Here is a 15,861-nt window from a genome sequence, read left to right as displayed (position 1 = left end):
CAGCCGCGCCGTGGACAGCCCGCGCGCGTTCGGCTAGCGTTACGTCTGCTGCGCATGCGGCGCGGCGCCGCCCCGCGCAAGCCGCCGTGCGCGTTCCGGCCACTCCAGCTCCGTCATGACCGCCCCGCTCCCTACCCGGCTGCCGCCACTCCTGCGCCACGCGCTCCGTCCGCTGCTCGATCCGTACCGCCGCTACCGGCACGCGAAGCTGATCCATGCGGCGCGCGTCGCGCTCGCGATTCTCGTGTCGATCGGCCTGTCCACCGGCCTGCGCGTGCCGCACGGCGAGTGGTCGACGATCACCGTGCTGATCGTCGTCGGCGGGCTGCAGCATCACGGCAACATCCGCAAGAAGGCGGCCGAGCGCGCGCTCGGCACGTCGATCGGCGCGCTCGCGGGGCTCGGGCTGATCCTGCTGTATTCCGCCGCACACGCACCGATCGCGATCTACCTGCTGATGGCGCTCGCGTGCGGCATCTGCGCGTATCACGCGATCGGCAAGGCCGGCTATATCGCGTTGCTGTCGGCGATCACGATGGTGATCGTCGCCGGGCACGGCGACAACGAGATCGTCGACGGCCTGTGGCGCGCGGTGAACGTGCTGATCGGCATCGCGATCGCGCTGGCGTTCTCGTTCGCGCTGCCGCTCTATGCAACCTACTCGTGGCGCTACAAGCTCGCCGACGCGCTGCGCGCGTGCGCGGCCGTGCACGCGCGGCTCGCCGTCGACCGCCACGTGAGCGACGACGCCCACCTGAAGGAAATGGCCGCGCTGAGCGCGCTGCTCGTGCAGCTGCGTTCGCTGATGCCGTCGGTGTCGAAGGAATGCGAGACGTCGATGACGCAGCTCGAGGCGATCCAGCGCAGCCTGCGCCTGTGCATCGGTTATCTGGAGATCCTGTCGAGCGCGGTGCCGGCCCGCGACGACGTGGCGGCCCGCGAATACATGCGCGTCGAGATGAAGGCCGTGAACCGGCGCATCCGCGACACGCTGGTCGGCGCGAGCCGCGCGCTCAAGTTCGGCAAGCCGAGCCGGCTCGCGCCGCGCCGCCGGCCGGCCGACCCGCCGCACGACGCACCGCCGCCGCAGCTGTCCGGCTACGTGTCGATCACGGCGAAGCTGGCCGGCGAAGTCGATCAGTTGCGCGAGAAGCTGCTCGATACCGCGCAGTCGTGGAATATCTGAGGTTCGCGGGATTCCGTGCTTCACCCGCCTTACTTTCATATTCCTTTCGGGTTGGCGGACCGCTATCCTGACGGCGGTGGGTACGCCGTTCGGCCGATCCGGCCCCGGAAGCACGGCCCGCGACGGCGCGCGTCCGAGCCCGTTTCTGCCGCCGATCGGCGCCGATTCGCGCCGCGTTCTCCGCCTGGTTAACTGCCCGCCGGGCCCGCCGCGACGGGCCTGACGACGTATCCGCGCGAAAATCAGCCCTTGCCCCAACTTCCCGGACAGCCGATACTCGCATATTCCGCGAAATACGATCCCACCGGACCCAATCCACGGTAATTCCTATGAGCACGATTCTCGAAAGCCTCCCGACCGGCCAGAAGGTCGGTATCGCCTTCTCCGGCGGCCTGGACACCAGCGCCGCGCTGCACTGGATGAAACTGAAGGGCGCCGTCCCGTACGCATACACGGCGAACCTCGGCCAGCCCGACGAAGACGATTACGACGCGATCCCGAAGCGTGCGATCGAATACGGCGCAGCCGGCGCCCGCCTGATCGACTGCCGCGCGCAGCTCGTCGCAGAAGGCATCGCGGCGCTGCAAAGCGGCGCGTTCCACATCACGACGGCCGGCGTCACGTACTTCAACACGACGCCGATCGGCCGCGCCGTGACGGGCACGATGCTCGTCGCCGCGATGAAGGAAGACGGCGTCAACATCTGGGGCGACGGCAGCACGTACAAGGGCAACGACATCGAGCGCTTCTACCGCTACGGCCTGCTCGTGAACCCGGACCTGAAGATCTACAAGCCGTGGCTCGACCAGACGTTCATCGACGAGCTCGGCGGCCGCGCCGAAATGTCCGAATTCATGAACCAGGCCGGTTTCGCGTACAAGATGTCGGCCGAGAAGGCCTATTCGACCGACTCGAACCTGCTCGGCGCGACGCACGAGGCGAAGGATCTCGAAAGCCTCGAAAGCGGCATCAAGATCGTGAACCCGATCATGGGCGTCGCGTTCTGGCGCGACGACGTGAAGATCGCCGCGGAAGAAGTGACGGTGCGCTTCGAAGCCGGCCAGCCGGTCGCGCTGAACGGCGTCGAATTCAAGGATCAGGTCGAGCTGCTGCTCGAAGCGAACCGCATCGGCGGCCGCCACGGCCTCGGCATGAGCGACCAGATCGAGAACCGCATCATCGAGGCGAAGAGCCGCGGCATCTATGAAGCCCCGGGCCTCGCGCTGCTGTACATCGCGTACGAGCGTCTCGTCACCGGCATCCACAACGAAGACACGATCGAGCAATACCGCGAGAACGGCCGCCGCCTCGGCCGCCTGCTGTATCAGGGCCGCTGGTTCGATCCGCAGGCGATCATGCTGCGCGAAACCGCGCAGCGCTGGGTCGCACGCGCGATCACCGGCGAAGTGAAGATCGAACTGCGCCGCGGCAACGACTACTCGATCCTGAGCACGAAGTCGCCGAACCTCACGTACCAGCCGGAACGCCTGTCGATGGAGAAGGTCGCGTCGACGTTCTCGCCGCGCGACCGGATCGGCCAGCTGACGATGCGCAACCTCGACATCACCGATACGCGCGACAAGCTGCGCGTGTATGCGCAGGTCGGTTTGCTCACGCCGGGTGAATCGTCGGCGTTGCCGCAGATCAAGGGCGACGACAAGTAAGTCGCGTCGTTCGACGCCGTGCCGCATCGCTGAATGCGGCACGGCCGGGCAGGCCGCGTGGGCCGATCATCACGCACGCAGCCTGCCGTTCCTTCCGCCTCTCCCCGCCTTTCCGCTTTCCCCTCCGCAATCGCACCACGCCGCGCCACGCACCAACGGCACTGCAACGTCGCGCCAGTCATGGCAAGCTGCGAGTCGTCCGATTCGTGCCTGTCCTCATGAGCCCTCTCACCGTCATCCACCTGAACGGCCCGATCAACAGCGGCAAGACGACGATCGGCCTCGCACTCGCACGCATGCTGCCCGATGCGCGCTTCATCGACGGCGACGATCACGATGCGCCCGACGATGCGCCGTTCGACGTGCAGTGGGCGATCGCGCTGGAACGCCTCGTCACGCAGATCGCCGATACGCGCGAGCGTCATCTGGTCATTGCCTATCCGATCGCCGAAGCGGAATTCGAACGGCTGCGCGCGGCATGCGACGCGCGCGACGCACGGCTTTTCGTTGTCACGCTCGCGCCGCCTGAAGCGATCGCGTCGTCGAATCGCGGTTCGCGCGCACTGACGGACTGGGAGCGGCAACGCATCGCCGAGATGTATCGCGAAGGGTATGCGTCGCGGGCGTTCAGCCAGGTCGTGCTGGATACGTCCGCCGCGACGCCCGACGCATGTGCGGCGCGCATCGCGCAGCAGGTTGCAGAGACAGCGCCGTAATGCCGGACGGGCACGTGATGCGCGCCTGTCCGGCGGTTCGGCGCAAACGCCGCACTTACGAATGATGCCGCACGCCCGGCACGACCGCTTCCCGCGCCCCCTTCCGGCTCAGCATCAGCGTGACGACCGCCGACACCGCGAGCGTGCCCGCCACCACATAAAGCCCCGCCGCATACCCGCCCGTCGCGTGCTTCAGCCAGCCGATCGCGAACGGCCCGACGAACCCGCCGAGGTTGCCGATCGAGTTGATCATCGCGATCCCCGCAGCCGCGCCCGCGCCGGAGAGAAACGCGCTCGGCATCGCCCACAGCGGCGCCTTCGCGGCGCTGATCCCGATGTTGACGACGACCAGCGCGAGCACGGTCAGGAGCGCGGTGCTCGCCTGCCCCGCGAATACGAAGCCGATGCACGCGAGCATGCACGGAATCACCACGTGCCACGTGCGCTCGCCGGTGCGATCCGAATGCCGCGCCCACACGATCATCGCGACGACGGCGGCGATGCTGGGGATGCCGGTCAGCAGGCCCGTCTGCAGCGCGGTGAAGCCGAACTGCTTGACCATCAGCGGCGCCCACAGCCCGAGCGTATAGAGCCCGGCCGACGTGCCGAAGTAGATCAGCGCGAGCGCCAGCACGCGCGGATCGCGCAGCGCCTGCCACGCGCCGGCCGTATGCCCGGCATGCGTGTGGCGCACGTCCGCTTCGGCCTTCAGCTTCGCGATCAGCCAGTCGCGCTCGTCCGGCCGCAGCCACGCGGCCTTCGACGGCGAATCGGTCAGGCACTTCAGCACGACGAAGCCGAGCGCGATCGCCGGCAGCGCTTCGACGATGTACAGCATCTGCCAGTCGGCGAGCCCGAACATCGGCGGCATCTGCATGATCGCGCCCGACAGCGGCGAGCCGATCGCGGTCGAGATCGGCGCGGCCGCCATGAACCACGCGGCGGCCACCGCGCGCTGCTTCGCGGGGAACCACAGGCTGAGATACAGGATGATGCCGGGGAAGAACCCGGCTTCGGCCACGCCGAGCAGGAAGCGCAGCACGTAGAAGCTCGTCGGCCCGGCCGCGAACGCGGACACGGCCGACACGAGGCCCCACGTGATCATCACGCGCGCGATCCAGATGCGCGCGCCGACGCGGTGGAGGATCAGGTTGGACGGCACTTCGAACAGGAAGTAGCCGATGAAGAACAGGCCGCCGCCGAACCCGAACGCGGTCGGCGACAGGCCGATCGCCTTGTTCATCGTCATCGCGGCAAAGCCGACGTTGACGCGATCGAGAAAGCTGACGAAATAAAGCAGCATCACGAACGGAATGATGCGCCACATCAGTTTCCGCGCGACGCGGGTTTCCAGATCCGTTTGCATGTGTCTCCTCCTTCGAGGTCGAGCCGTGCTCTGTCTGTGAATACTCGCCGGCGCCGCGCCGAAGCGCGCGGGCCGGCGCCCGGCTCGCGTCGGATGCGCGAGTCGCGGGCATAAAAAACCAGTAGGACGACGAACGGGCAGCGGCCCGCTACCGGTTGCGCACTCGCGCCGCCGCTACATCGCGGCGCGCATGCGCAGCGCCGCGTCGATCGTCAGGCCGCGACCGCCGCGTTCGCGACGCGCTCGCAAACGGCCGCCGTCACCTGCGCGGTCGTCGCGCTGCCGCCGAGGTCGCGCGTATGCAGCGACGGGGCGGCCGTCACGGCCTCGATCGCCTGCATCACGCGCGCGGCGGCTTCCGTTTCGCCGAGATGCTCGAGCAGCATCACGACCGACCAGAACGTGCCGACCGGATTCGCGAGCCCCTGGCCCATGATGTCGAACGCGGAGCCGTGGATCGGCTCGAACATCGACGGATAACGGCGCTCGGGATCGATGTTGCCGGTCGGCGCGATGCCGAGGCTGCCGGCGAGCGCGGCGGCGAGATCGCTGAGGATGTCCGCGTGCAGGTTGGTCGCGACGATCGTGTCGAGCGACGCCGGCCGGTTGACCATGCGCGCGGTCGCCGCATCGACGAGCTCCTTGTCCCACGTGACGTCGGGGAATTCCTGCGCGATTTGCTTCGCGATCTCGTCCCACATCACCATCGCGTGCCGCTGCGCGTTGCTCTTCGTGATCACGGTCAGCAGCTTGCGCGGACGCGACTGCGCGAGCCGGAACGCGAAGCGCATGATGCGTTCGACGCCGGCGCGCGTGAGGATCGACACGTCGGTCGCGGCCTCGATCGGATGCCCCTGATGCACGCGGCCGCCGACGCCCGCGTATTCGCCTTCGGAGTTCTCGCGGACGATGACCCAGTTCAGGTCGTGTGGCCCGCAGCGCTTCAGCGGTGCGTCGATGCCGGGCAGGATGCGCGTCGGGCGCACGTTCGCGTACTGGTCGAAGCCCTGGCAGATCTTCAGGCGCAGCCCCCACAGCGTCACGTGGTCGGGCACGTCGGGGTCGCCCGCCGAGCCGAACAGGATCGCGTCCTTGCCGCGCAGCGCGTCGAGGCCGTCGGCCGGCATCATCGCGCCATGCTGGCGGTAGTAATCGGCGCCCCAGTCGAAATTCTCGAACTCGAACGCGAAGCGGTCGCAGCCGCGGGCCAGCGCTTCCAGCACCTGCTTGCCGGCCGGCACCACTTCCTTGCCGATGCCGTCGCCGGGAATCGTTGCGATACGGTAGGTCTTCATGCGGACATCCTCGATTGATCGTGAGCGTGAACGCACTTTACCGAACCAGAAGTGCAGGAACCGGCGCTAGAATCAAAGCATCTTTAACTTTAATTCACGAATCCCGTCATGGCGGATACTGTCCAGCCGGCCGATCTCGGCTTCTTCTCGACACTGGCCGCGTCGGGCAGCCTGAGCGCGGCCGCGCGCGAACTCGGGCTGACCGCGGCCGCCGTCAGCAAGCGGCTCACGCAGATGGAGCGGCGCGCGGGCGTGACGCTCGTCAACCGCACGACGCGGCGGATGATGCTGACGCCCGAAGGCGACGTGTATCTCGACTACGCGCGCCGGATCCTCGACCAGATGGACGAACTCGGCGAGCTGCTCGGCAGCGCGAAGCAGCACCCGAAGGGGCTGCTGCGCGTGAACGCGACGCTCGGTTTCGGGCGCAGCCACGTCGGCCCCGCGATCTCGCGCTTCGTCGCGCGCTATCCGGAAGTGTCGGTGCAGCTGCAGCTGTCGGTGATGCCGCCGCCGCTGACCGACGACGCGTTCGACGTGTGCATCCGCTTCGGCGAGCCGCCCGACACGCGCGTCGTCGCGCGGCGGCTCGCGCCGAACCGCCGGCTGCTGTGCGCGGCGCCCGCGTATCTCGCGCGGCACGGGATGCCCGGCACGCCGCACGACCTGATGCGGCACAACTGCATCGGCATCCGGCAGGGCGACGAAGGTTACGGGATCTGGCGCCTGACCAGCGGGCGCGGCGCGGCACGCCACACGGAAGCCGTGCGGATCAACGGCAACCTGACGACGAACGACGGCGAGATCGCCGTGAAGTGGGCGCTCGACGGGCACGGAATCCTGATGCGCGCCGAATGGGACCTCCGCGACTATCTCGCCGACGGTCGCCTCGTGGTCGTGCTGCCCGACCACGAAACACCGGGCGCCGATATCTATGCGGTGTACGCGCAACGTCACCAGATGTCCGCGCGGATTCGCGCGTTCGTCGATTTTCTGGCGGACGAGTTGGGGCGGTTGAGGACGGTGTAGGAATCGGAATGGGGCGCACGACTGCTCCGCGCGCATGAAGTGGATGCCCGAAAACCAATTATTTTGGCGAATTCATCTGTCAATCGCCAAAATATTTACATTCCCGCATATCGACCAAGCATCAAAGCCAATCGCGAGCTGCATCGATTGTGCTAATATTTTGGCATCTTCGTTAGCAAAACATTGAAATACTAGCCTTATGGCACAAAAGACGGCTCCGCTCCTGCCAGTATCGAACCAACTGCTCGCCGAATTCGGCGAGCGGCTGAAGCTTGCGCGCCTACGCCGGAAGCTGACGGCCAAGCAGGTTGCGGAACGCGCCGGCATGTCGCCGATGACGCTTCGTTCGCTGGAAGCCGGCGGGTCGGGCGTCACCATCGGCGCCTATCTGTCCGTCATGCAGGTGCTGGGGCTCCAGCACGATCTGGAAAAGCTGGCCGCCACGGACGAATTCGGCCGCCAGCTTCAGGACGCCCGCCTCGTCAAACCACGATCCGCCCGACGAACCGCGCCGTCTCTTTCCTCCGCCACGTCGCCCACGCCCGATCGGCGCATGCGCGCAAGCGCTCCCTCCGCCACGAAAGCGGCCGAAGCAGGCACGGCGGCATCCGAAACAACCGAACCCGGCGATACCCGCGGCACGACGGCAGCCGATCTTGTCGCATTGCTGAAGCCGGCACGAAAACGGCATGGGGAGCATCGCGGGAAATGACGACGATCGGTGTCTACGCAGATTGGGACGGCTTGCCTGAACCGCGAAAGCTCGGACTCCTGCACAGCCGCAAGACGCGGGCGAGCGAGCGGTTCGAGTTCCAGTACGCCTCTGCCGCACTGGCGGCTCCCGAGTTCGCAAGCGTGCAGATCGATCCGGCAATCGGTCTCTTTGAAGGCCCCCAATATCCGGCCCCGCCGCGGGACGCGTTCGGCGCCTTCGCCGATTCCAGCCCCGATCGGTGGGGCCGCATGCTGATGGATCGCAGGCTGGAGCGAGACATTCGTGCCGGCCTGCGACCGAAAGGCACCCGACTCCACGAATCGGACTACCTGCTTGGCGTTCACGACCTTTACCGCGTCGGCGCGCTGCGCTACCGGCTCGACGACGACGGAGAATTTCTCGACGATCGTCATGATCTCGCTGCGCCGCCGTTTGCAGAGATTCGTGAACTGGAACACGCAAGTCGCGCGCTGGAGGAAGACGTCGACAATACCGCCCCGAATGGCCGCGACTGGCTGTCGATGCTCATCGCCCCCGGCGGCTCGCTCGGTGGCGCAAGACCCAAGGCAAGCGTCGCCGACGATCGAGGCCGTCTCTATATCGCGAAGTTTCCGAGCGCACGGGACGACTACGACGTGGGTGGCTGGGAAATGGTCGTCAATGCGCTAGCGGCGGGTTGCGGCCTGAACGTCGCCCACGCCGAGGCACGAAAGTTCGCCAGCGACCATCACTGTTTCCTGGTCCGGCGTTTCGATCGGACTGCCGACGGCCAACGCCTGCATTTCGCGTCCGCAATGACCATGACCGGTCACGTCGACGGCGACGATGCGTCGACAGGCGTCAGCTACCTGGAATTGGCCGAAGTCCTCATGCGGCACGGCGCACAACCGAATGCCGACTTGCGCGAGCTATGGGCGCGAATCGTCTTCAACCTTCTGGTCTCGAACACCGACGATCATCTCCGCAATCACGGATTCATTCTGGTACCGGGATCGGGGTGGCGACTTTCGGCGGCCTATGACATGAATCCTGTCGCCGTCGCCGATGGCCTCAAGCTCAACATTACGGAAGCAGACAACGCACTGAACCTCGACCTCGCCCGCGAGGTATGCGAATACTTTCGGCTCAAGCTGCAGGACGCCGACGAGATCATCGACGACTTCCGCAGTGTCGTCAGCCAATGGAGAACGCTAGCGACGCGACTCGTGCTACCCGCGCGGGAGCAGGAGCGGATGGCCGGCGCGTTCCATCTCGCGAACGATTGACCGCCCTTCGTTCAGCTCCCCTCCTTTCGTGCTTATACCAGAAAGGTGCCGACGCAGCCGGGCGGTTCGCGGGATGCGTCGGCAGACGCGCTCCGAACCGAATACAATGCCCCGATCCCTCGCCGCTGCGCCAACCTGCCGGAGCCGCCATGTTCGACGTGACCACGCTGACCACCTTCACGGCCGTCGTTCTGGGCCTGTTTCTGATCCCCGGCCCCGCCGTGCTGCTCGTGCTGAGCCGCACAGTGCAGGGCGGGCGCAAGACCGGCATCCTGACCGGCCTCGGCGTCGCGAGCGGCGACTTCGTGCATACGCTGTTCGCGGCGGTCGGGCTGTCGGCGCTGCTGATGACGTCGGCGCTCGCGTTCAACATCGTGAAGCTGGTCGGCGCCGCGTACCTGATCTATCTCGGCGTGCGTGCGCTGCTGGAGAAACCGTCCGATCCGTCGCTGCCGACGGTGTCGTCCGTCACGCCGCTCAACGCGTACCTGCAGGCGATTCCCGCCGAAGTGCTGAATCCGAAGACCGCGCTGTTCTTCCTCGCGTTCATGCCGCAGTTCGTGCATCCGGAACGCGGCTCGACGTTCGTGCAGTTCGCGGTGCTCGGGCTGATCTTCGTCGTGCTCAGCTCGCTTTATACGACGCTGATCGCGTGCTCGATCCGCCCGCTCGGCCGCATCGTGAAGCGGCTCACGTGGCTCACGCGCTGGCAGGGGAAGATCATCGGCTCGATCTTCATCGCACTTGGGCTGCGCGTGGCCGTGCAACAGCGCTGACGCGCGCGGCCGCATGACGTCCAGCACGGCGCCCGCCGGCGAAGCCCTCTATACCGACCCGCGCCTCGTCGCGGTCTACGATCTGTTCAATGCGGGCGATCGCGATTTCGCGTTCTACGCATCCGTGATCGGCGCCGCGCGACAACGCATTCTCGACCTCGGTTGCGGCACCGGCACGTTCGCGCGCCGGCTCGCGGCGGCCGGGCACGACGTCGTCGCGATCGATCCCGCGCCGGCGATGATCGATTACGCACGGCGCCAGCCGGGCGCCGACGCGGTACGCTGGATCGCCTGCGATCTGGTCGGCCTGCCGCCCGGCGCGCCGTTCGATGCGGTCGTGATGACCGGGCACGCATTCCAGTGCCTGCTGACCGACGACGAAATCGACGCGACGTTGCACGGCGTGCGGCACGTGCTCGCCGACGGCGGCCGTTTCCTGTTCGACACCCGCAACCCGTGCGTCGCGCCGTGGCGTGCGTGGACGCCGGAGCATTCGGCATGCAGCGTCGAATCGCGCGAATTCGGCGGCGTCGATCTCCATCATGCGGTGCGCGCGGTAGACGGCGCGATCGTGACGTTCGACACGTACTACCGTTTCCGCCGCGACGACATGTTGCTGAAGAACACGAGCCGGTTGCGCTTCGTCGCACAGCCCGAATTGCAGGCGCGCGTGACGGCAGCCGGATTCGCGTCGGCCGACTGGTGCGGCGACTGGCAACGCGCGCCGTTCGACGACGCAACCAGCGCGGAGATCATCGCGATCTGCCGCGCGTGAGCGGCCGGACACCGCGCCCGCTCGACCGCAGGTGGCCGCGCCGCCGCACTCACCGCGCCGCGCCCAGCGCCTGCCGCACCCCCTCCCAATCCAGCCCGAAGCGCGCAAGATACTTGCGCAGCCGGTCCGCATCGTTCGGCTGCTTCTTGCTCTGCCGCGACACCGCGAACAGCGTGCGTCCGGCTTCCGACAGGCTCGCCGACACGCGGCACACGTCGAGCACGCGTTCGAGCTGCGCGCGGTCGAACAGGTCGAGTTCCGCCGCACGCGCATCGAATACCGCATCGACCCACGTGTCGGACGCACCCGCGTCGCCCGGCGACGACCACGTGCGCGTCAGCCGCTCAACCTCCTGCTCGGCAAGTTCCTCCGTGATCCGTCCCGCATCGGCCAGCGTCGCCATCCGCGTGACCGACGCCGACAACTCGCGGAAGTTACCGACCCACGCCGCGCGCGGCGACGCGGCAAACGCGAGATAACGCCGCTTCGCCTCGACGTTGAACCGCACCTGCTCGCCCTGCTCGCGGCCGAAACGGTCGAGCTCGAATTCGAGGTTCGGCTCGATGTCCTCGCGACGCTCGGCAAGCCCCGGCAGTTCGTACGTCCACAGATTGATCCGCGCATAGAGATCCTCACGGAACGTGCCGGCCGCCACCATCAGCCGCAGGTCGCGGTGCGTGCCCGCGATCAGCTCGAAATCGCTGGCCACCTCGACGTCCGCGCCAACCGGCAGGAAGCGCTTCTCCTCGATCGCCTTCAGCAGCATCGCCTGTTCGTCGAGCCCGAGTTCGCCGATCTCGTCGAGAAACAGCAGGCCGCCGTCCGCCGCGCGCAGCAGCCCCGCGCGTGCCGACTGCGCGCCCGTGAACGCGCCCTTCCCGTGGCCAAACAGTGTCGACATCGCCGCGTCGCCGCGCAGCGTCGCGCAGTTGATCTCGATGAACGGCCCCGCGAGCCGATGGCGGCCGCGCTTCAGCTCGTACACGCGCTTGGCGAGAAACGACTTGCCGGCGCCCGTCGGCCCGACGAGCAGCATCGGCGCGCGCGAACGCACGGCCACTCGCTCCAGTTGCTCGATCAACGCATTGAAGCGCGCGTTGCGCGTCGCGATGCCGGCCTTCAGGAACGACACCGTTTCGTCGCGTTCGCGCGTGAAGCGCTGCGCGATCCGGTTGTAGCGCGACAGGTCGAGATCGATCACCGACACCGTGCCCGGCCCGCTCGGCCCTTCGTCTGTCCGCTGCGGCGGCCCCGTCTGCACGAGGCGCGCGGGCAGGTAGCGTGCTTCCGCGAGCAGGAACCAGCAGATCTGCGCGACGTGCGTGCCGGTCGTGATGTGGATCAGGTAATCCTCGTGTTCGAGGTCGAACGGATAGGCGCGCGCGTAGTCGTGCAGCGTCGCATAGACCTCCTCGAAATCCCACGGGTCGTGGATCGTGAGCGGCGTGAGCCGCACGTCGGTGCGCGGCGACAGGTGCGCGAGATCGTCCCGCACCTGGTTGGCGAGGCGCGTGTAGCTCAGCGGATGCAGCAACTCGAGCCTGTCGATCGGCAGGTCGGGCTGCTCGCACAACGAGATCGTCGGCCGCCATTTGCGGTAGCGGCGCGGCGCGCGACCGCCCTGGTCGAGCACCGTGCCGAGAAAGCCGATTGCGACTGTCTTTCGCATGTTTATCTCATCGGATAAGAAGCGATCCGATTGTATCGGATTTTCTCAATCCACCCTGGCAGGCAAGGCCGACGCAAATCAACTCGACTCAGACAATTCCCCTTTAATTTCAACGAACTGGAAATTTCTTCGAGCACTGAACTCCCCGCTGGCACGCTCCTCGCTAAATAGAAGGCGCCGGATGTCCCGCTGGCCCGCGAGCCAGGGTTCACAAAGCCCTGCTGGTGCGCCGCCGCCGAACCTCGTTCGTCGCGGCAGCGCATGCCGCCATGGACAGACGAAGGCAAAGGGGCGCGCACTGGAGCCTCGCCTGGGTTCGAATCCCGGGGCGCCCACCGTTCGGTAGCTCATTCGGGTAGAGCAGCCGGCGAAAGCCGGTGTGTAGCGGGTTCGAATCCCGCTCGAACACTGTCCGCAACGACAGTCTCTTGATGGAAGCAGTACCCGCCGGTGCGGGCCGCGAGGCCCGCCGCGCGTCGGACCGGTCATGGTTCCGCGCGATCGGCCAGGCGGCCGGACGGCCGGCGCGAACGCGCACGACGAAGCGATGCAGGATGCGTCGCCGTGCAGCGCCCGCGCCGGCCCCCGCGCCGCCCGCCCGATTGCGTCGCACCGCGATTCGCACGATGCGCGTCACCCGGCGGTCGTTAAAGAAAAGGACAAGAATATGTGGAAGCGTCATGTAGTTAAAAAGAACGAACGCGCGCTGCTGATGAGCGAGGGCGATTTCGTGAAGGTGCTGGAACCGGGTGTGTTCAAGGCCTTCGATCCGTTCAAGCGCCTGTCGGTGCAGACCGCGCGTCTCGACGCGCCGCTCGCCGACGAAGCGCTGGCCGACTACCTGCGTCACGACGCGCAGGACGTGCTCGCGCACTATTTCGTCGCGATGGATCTGGCCGACGACGAAGCCGGCCTGCGCTATGAAGACGACGTACTCGTCGAGATCCTGGCGCCGGGCACGCGCCGGCTGTACTGGCGCGGCCTGATCGCGCACCGGCTCGAACGCGTCGATCTCGCGCAGGACAGCATGCTGCCGGCCGCGCTCGTTAAGCGCATCGCGCAGCCGGCGCTGCGTGCGCGCGGTGTGGCGGGCCTGACGGGCGTGCTGCTGGCGCAGGTGCCTGCGTATCACGTCGGCATGCTGAAGATCGACGGCAAGATCGAACGGCTGCTGGACGCGGGTGTATCGGCGTTCTGGCGCTTCAACCGCGACGTCGCGGTCGAACTCGTCGACCTGCGCGTGCAGGCGCTCGAAGTCGGCGGACAGGAAATCCTGACGCGCGACAAGGTCGCGCTGCGGCTGAACCTGTCGGCGACGTGGTGCTATGCGGACGTGCTGCATGCGTTCGGCCAGTTGCAGAAGCCGGTCGAGCACCTGTATCGCGAGTTGCAGTTCGCACTGCGTGCGGCTGTCGGTACGCGCTCGCTCGACGAGCTGCTGGAAGACAAGCAGTCGATCGACGACGTCGTGATCGCACAGGTGCGTGCGCGCCTCGAAAACTCGGGCGTGGACGTGCGCAGCGTCGGCGTGAAGGATATCGTGCTGCCGGGCGACATGAAGACGATCCTCGCGCAGGTGGTCGAAGCCGAAAAGGCTGCGCAGGCGAACGTGATTCGCCGCCGCGAGGAAACGGCGGCGACGCGTTCGCTGCTGAACACCGCGAAGGTGATGGAAGAAAACCCGACCGCGCTACGGCTCAAGGAGCTGGAAACGCTCGAGCGCGTCGCGGAACGGATCGACCGCATCTCGGTGTTCGGCGGTCTCGACCAGGTGCTGAACGGACTCGTCAGCATCAAGGGCGCTTAGGGTATGAAACGGCGCGGCGCATGTGTGCATGTGTACCGCGCCGGGCAAATGAATGAATGGTGAAACAAATGAGCAACATGGATTATCAGGTGATGGAACTGGCGAACGGCAAGCCGGTGAAGATGTGGACGCAAGGCGTCGCCGTCGAGGACGAAGCGCGCGCGCAACTGCGCAACACCGCGCAGATGCCGTTCATCTTCCGCCACGTCGCGGTGATGCCGGACGTCCACCTCGGCAAGGGCTCGACGATCGGCAGCGTGATTCCGACGAAGGGCGCGATCATTCCGGCCGCGGTCGGCGTCGACATCGGCTGCGGGATGATGGCCGCGCGCACGACGCTGACGGCGTCCGACCTGCCGGACTCGCTTGGCGGGCTGCGCAGCGCGATCGAACGCGCGGTGCCACACGGCCGTGCGCCGGGCCGCCGCGATCCGGGCGCGTGGGGCGATCGCACGCCGGCCGCCGTGACCGAATCGTGGAAATCGCTGCTGCCGGGTTTCCAGCGAATCGTCGACAAGTATCCGAAGCTGGAAAAGACGAACCACTACGCGCATCTCGGCACGCTCGGCACCGGCAATCACTTCATCGAGGTGTGCGTCGATGAAGCGGACCACGTGTGGTTCATGCTGCACAGCGGCTCGCGCGGCGTCGGCAACGCGATCGGCAGCCTGTTCATCGACCTCGCGCAGGCCGACATGCGCCAGCACATCGCGAACCTGCCGGACCGCAACCTCGCGTATTTCACCGAGGGTAGCCGGCACTTCGACGATTACGTCGAAGCGGTCGGCTGGGCGCAGGACTACGCGCGGCGTAACCGGCAGGCGATGATGGACGCCGTGATCGGCGCGGCGCGCGGCGTGATCGGCAAGCCGTTCGCGGTCGACGAGCACGCGGTGAACTGCCACCACAACTACGTGCAGCGCGAACGCCACTTCGGCGAAGACGTGCTCGTGACGCGCAAGGGCGCGGTGTCCGCTCAGAAGGGGCAGCTCGGGATCATTCCGGGTTCGATGGGCGCGAAGAGCTTCATCGTGCGCGGGCTCGGCAACCCGGAAAGCTTCTGCTCGTGCAGCCACGGCGCGGGCCGGACGATGAGCCGCACCGAAGCGAAGCGCCGCTTCACGGCCGACGACCAGGCGAAGGCGACGCAAGGCGTCGAATGCCGGAAGGACGCCGGTGTCGTCGACGAGATTCCGATGGCCTACAAGGACATCGACGCGGTGATGGCAGCCCAGCGCAGCCTCGTGGAAGTGGTGCATACGCTGCGCCAGGTGGTGTGCGTGAAAGGATAGCGCCGGCCCGCGATCCACGCGCTCGTCGAGACGATGCTCGCCGATGCCGAACACGATCGCGAATACAAGCGGCCGTGGGGCGATGTGGCGATGCTCGATACGTTCCTGCGCGACGTGGTCGACGCTCGATGAAAGACGAACGGCGCGATGCCTGTGGGCATCGCGCCGTTTCCGCATCTGCATGCGCCCGGACGCTGCCGGTGAGCAACGTGCGTGCCCGCACACTACGCGTCGTCGCGCCGAACGCTGCCCGTTGCGGCTGTATACTTGATCCCGTTCTGCAAAGCCCACCGCGTCATACGCCAC

General features: G+C 66.9%; 13 protein-coding genes, 1 tRNA gene and 1 pseudogene. 12 read left to right on the top strand and 3 right to left on the bottom strand.

Annotation, left to right across the window (positions count from 1 at the left end; genetic code table 11):
• The first annotated feature begins 115 nt into the window (after window positions 1–115).
• From ACNQQL_RS24840 to ACNQQL_RS24830, 3 genes are all read left to right on the top strand, one after another.
• The gene (locus tag ACNQQL_RS24840) at window positions 116–1,186 is read left to right on the top strand and encodes an FUSC family protein (protein ID WP_347066382.1); all 1,071 of its coding nucleotides are present in this window, start codon (window positions 116–118) and stop codon (window positions 1,184–1,186) included.
• Between the two features lie 329 nt (window positions 1,187–1,515).
• Entirely contained in the window at window positions 1,516–2,850 is a 1,335-nt protein-coding gene (argG, locus tag ACNQQL_RS24835) for an argininosuccinate synthase (protein WP_175960555.1), read from the top strand.
• A gap of 218 nt (window positions 2,851–3,068) precedes the next feature.
• The gene (locus ACNQQL_RS24830; RefSeq protein WP_072439127.1) at window positions 3,069–3,566 is read left to right on the top strand and encodes a shikimate kinase; all 498 of its coding nucleotides are present in this window, start codon (window positions 3,069–3,071) and stop codon (window positions 3,564–3,566) included.
• A 55-nt stretch (window positions 3,567–3,621) separates the two neighbouring features.
• Here ACNQQL_RS24830 and ACNQQL_RS24825 read toward each other — a convergent pair whose 3' ends face one another.
• Together ACNQQL_RS24825 and ACNQQL_RS24820 are read right to left on the bottom strand one after the other, a co-directional pair.
• Window positions 3,622–4,932, bottom strand: coding sequence for an MFS transporter (locus ACNQQL_RS24825; RefSeq protein ID WP_347066379.1), 1,311 nt, complete (start codon window positions 4,930–4,932; stop codon window positions 3,622–3,624).
• Between the two features lie 212 nt (window positions 4,933–5,144).
• Window positions 5,145–6,227, bottom strand: coding sequence for a tartrate dehydrogenase (locus ACNQQL_RS24820; protein ID WP_347066377.1), 1,083 nt, complete (start codon window positions 6,225–6,227; stop codon window positions 5,145–5,147).
• 108 nt (window positions 6,228–6,335) lie between these two features.
• Between ACNQQL_RS24820 and ACNQQL_RS24815 the strand changes: the two genes are divergently transcribed.
• The 5 genes from ACNQQL_RS24815 to ACNQQL_RS24795 all read left to right on the top strand — a co-directional run bounded on the left by ACNQQL_RS24815 (window position 6,336) and on the right by ACNQQL_RS24795 (window position 10,787).
• A complete protein-coding gene (locus ACNQQL_RS24815) occupies window positions 6,336–7,256 on the top strand; it encodes a LysR substrate-binding domain-containing protein (RefSeq protein WP_347066375.1) in 921 nt (306 codons plus the stop codon).
• A gap of 199 nt (window positions 7,257–7,455) precedes the next feature.
• Complete coding sequence (locus tag ACNQQL_RS24810) at window positions 7,456–7,968, top strand: helix-turn-helix domain-containing protein (protein ID WP_072439119.1); 513 nt, start codon at window positions 7,456–7,458, stop codon at window positions 7,966–7,968.
• The gene (locus ACNQQL_RS24805) at window positions 7,965–9,236 is read left to right on the top strand and encodes a type II toxin-antitoxin system HipA family toxin (RefSeq protein ID WP_347066373.1); all 1,272 of its coding nucleotides are present in this window, start codon (window positions 7,965–7,967) and stop codon (window positions 9,234–9,236) included. Before ACNQQL_RS24810 ends, ACNQQL_RS24805 begins: the two co-directional genes overlap by 4 nt.
• A 149-nt stretch (window positions 9,237–9,385) precedes the next feature.
• On the top strand, window positions 9,386–10,012 hold the full coding sequence (locus ACNQQL_RS24800; RefSeq protein ID WP_347066371.1) for a LysE family translocator: 627 nt from the start codon (window positions 9,386–9,388) through the stop codon (window positions 10,010–10,012).
• 13 nt (window positions 10,013–10,025) lie between these two features.
• The gene (locus tag ACNQQL_RS24795; RefSeq protein ID WP_347066369.1) at window positions 10,026–10,787 is read left to right on the top strand and encodes a class I SAM-dependent methyltransferase; all 762 of its coding nucleotides are present in this window, start codon (window positions 10,026–10,028) and stop codon (window positions 10,785–10,787) included.
• 49 nt (window positions 10,788–10,836) lie between these two features.
• On the opposite strand, the gene rtcR is transcribed toward ACNQQL_RS24795, so the two are convergent.
• Window positions 10,837–12,456 carry an RNA repair transcriptional activator RtcR gene (gene rtcR, locus ACNQQL_RS24790; RefSeq protein ID WP_347066367.1) on the bottom strand — a complete coding sequence of 540 codons (1,620 nt, stop codon included), beginning with the start codon at window positions 12,454–12,456 and terminating at the stop codon, window positions 10,837–10,839.
• 336 nt (window positions 12,457–12,792) lie between these two features.
• On the opposite strand from rtcR, the gene ACNQQL_RS24785 reads away from it, so the two are divergent.
• From ACNQQL_RS24785 to ACNQQL_RS24770, 4 genes and pseudogenes are all read left to right on the top strand, one after another.
• Window positions 12,793–12,865 (top strand) — tRNA-Phe (locus ACNQQL_RS24785).
• A gap of 258 nt (window positions 12,866–13,123) precedes the next feature.
• Window positions 13,124–14,263: a slipin family protein gene (locus ACNQQL_RS24780; RefSeq protein ID WP_213267291.1), complete on the top strand. Its 1,140-nt coding sequence runs from the start codon at window positions 13,124–13,126 to the stop codon at window positions 14,261–14,263.
• A 68-nt stretch (window positions 14,264–14,331) separates the two neighbouring features.
• The gene (locus ACNQQL_RS24775) at window positions 14,332–15,555 is read left to right on the top strand and encodes an RtcB family protein (RefSeq protein ID WP_347066364.1); all 1,224 of its coding nucleotides are present in this window, start codon (window positions 14,332–14,334) and stop codon (window positions 15,553–15,555) included.
• Window positions 15,556–15,687: pseudogene (locus tag ACNQQL_RS24770) on the top strand (nucleotidyltransferase); the annotation flags it as partial.
• Between the last annotated feature and the right edge of the window lie 174 nt (window positions 15,688–15,861).

Origin of the sequence: Burkholderia sp. LFS061 (genome assembly GCF_047978125.1) — a bacterium.
Classification (GTDB): Bacteria; Pseudomonadota; Gammaproteobacteria; order Burkholderiales; family Burkholderiaceae; genus Burkholderia; species Burkholderia pyrrocinia_C.
Note: the sequence above shows the minus strand (reverse complement) of the source record. Positions and strands in the feature narration are given on the sequence as shown.

Bases quoted from the DNA above. Each gene is read 5' to 3' on its own strand.
- ACNQQL_RS24840 (WP_347066382.1), top strand. From the start codon at position 116: ATGACCGCCCCGCTCCCTACCCGGCTGCCGCCACTCCTGCGCCACGCG.
- argG (WP_175960555.1), top strand. From the start codon at position 1,516: ATGAGCACGATTCTCGAAAGCCTCCCGACCGGCCAGAAGGTCGGTATC.
- ACNQQL_RS24830 (WP_072439127.1), top strand. From the start codon at position 3,069: ATGAGCCCTCTCACCGTCATCCACCTGAACGGCCCGATCAACAGCGGC.
- ACNQQL_RS24825 (WP_347066379.1), bottom strand. From the start codon at position 4,932: ATGCAAACGGATCTGGAAACCCGCGTCGCGCGGAAACTGATGTGGCGC.
- ACNQQL_RS24820 (WP_347066377.1), bottom strand. From the start codon at position 6,227: ATGAAGACCTACCGTATCGCAACGATTCCCGGCGACGGCATCGGCAAG.
- ACNQQL_RS24815 (WP_347066375.1), top strand. From the start codon at position 6,336: ATGGCGGATACTGTCCAGCCGGCCGATCTCGGCTTCTTCTCGACACTG.
- ACNQQL_RS24810 (WP_072439119.1), top strand. From the start codon at position 7,456: ATGGCACAAAAGACGGCTCCGCTCCTGCCAGTATCGAACCAACTGCTC.
- ACNQQL_RS24805 (WP_347066373.1), top strand. From the start codon at position 7,965: ATGACGACGATCGGTGTCTACGCAGATTGGGACGGCTTGCCTGAACCG.
- ACNQQL_RS24800 (WP_347066371.1), top strand. From the start codon at position 9,386: ATGTTCGACGTGACCACGCTGACCACCTTCACGGCCGTCGTTCTGGGC.
- ACNQQL_RS24795 (WP_347066369.1), top strand. From the start codon at position 10,026: ATGACGTCCAGCACGGCGCCCGCCGGCGAAGCCCTCTATACCGACCCG.
- rtcR (WP_347066367.1), bottom strand. From the start codon at position 12,456: ATGCGAAAGACAGTCGCAATCGGCTTTCTCGGCACGGTGCTCGACCAG.
- ACNQQL_RS24780 (WP_213267291.1), top strand. From the start codon at position 13,124: ATGTGGAAGCGTCATGTAGTTAAAAAGAACGAACGCGCGCTGCTGATG.
- ACNQQL_RS24775 (WP_347066364.1), top strand. From the start codon at position 14,332: ATGAGCAACATGGATTATCAGGTGATGGAACTGGCGAACGGCAAGCCG.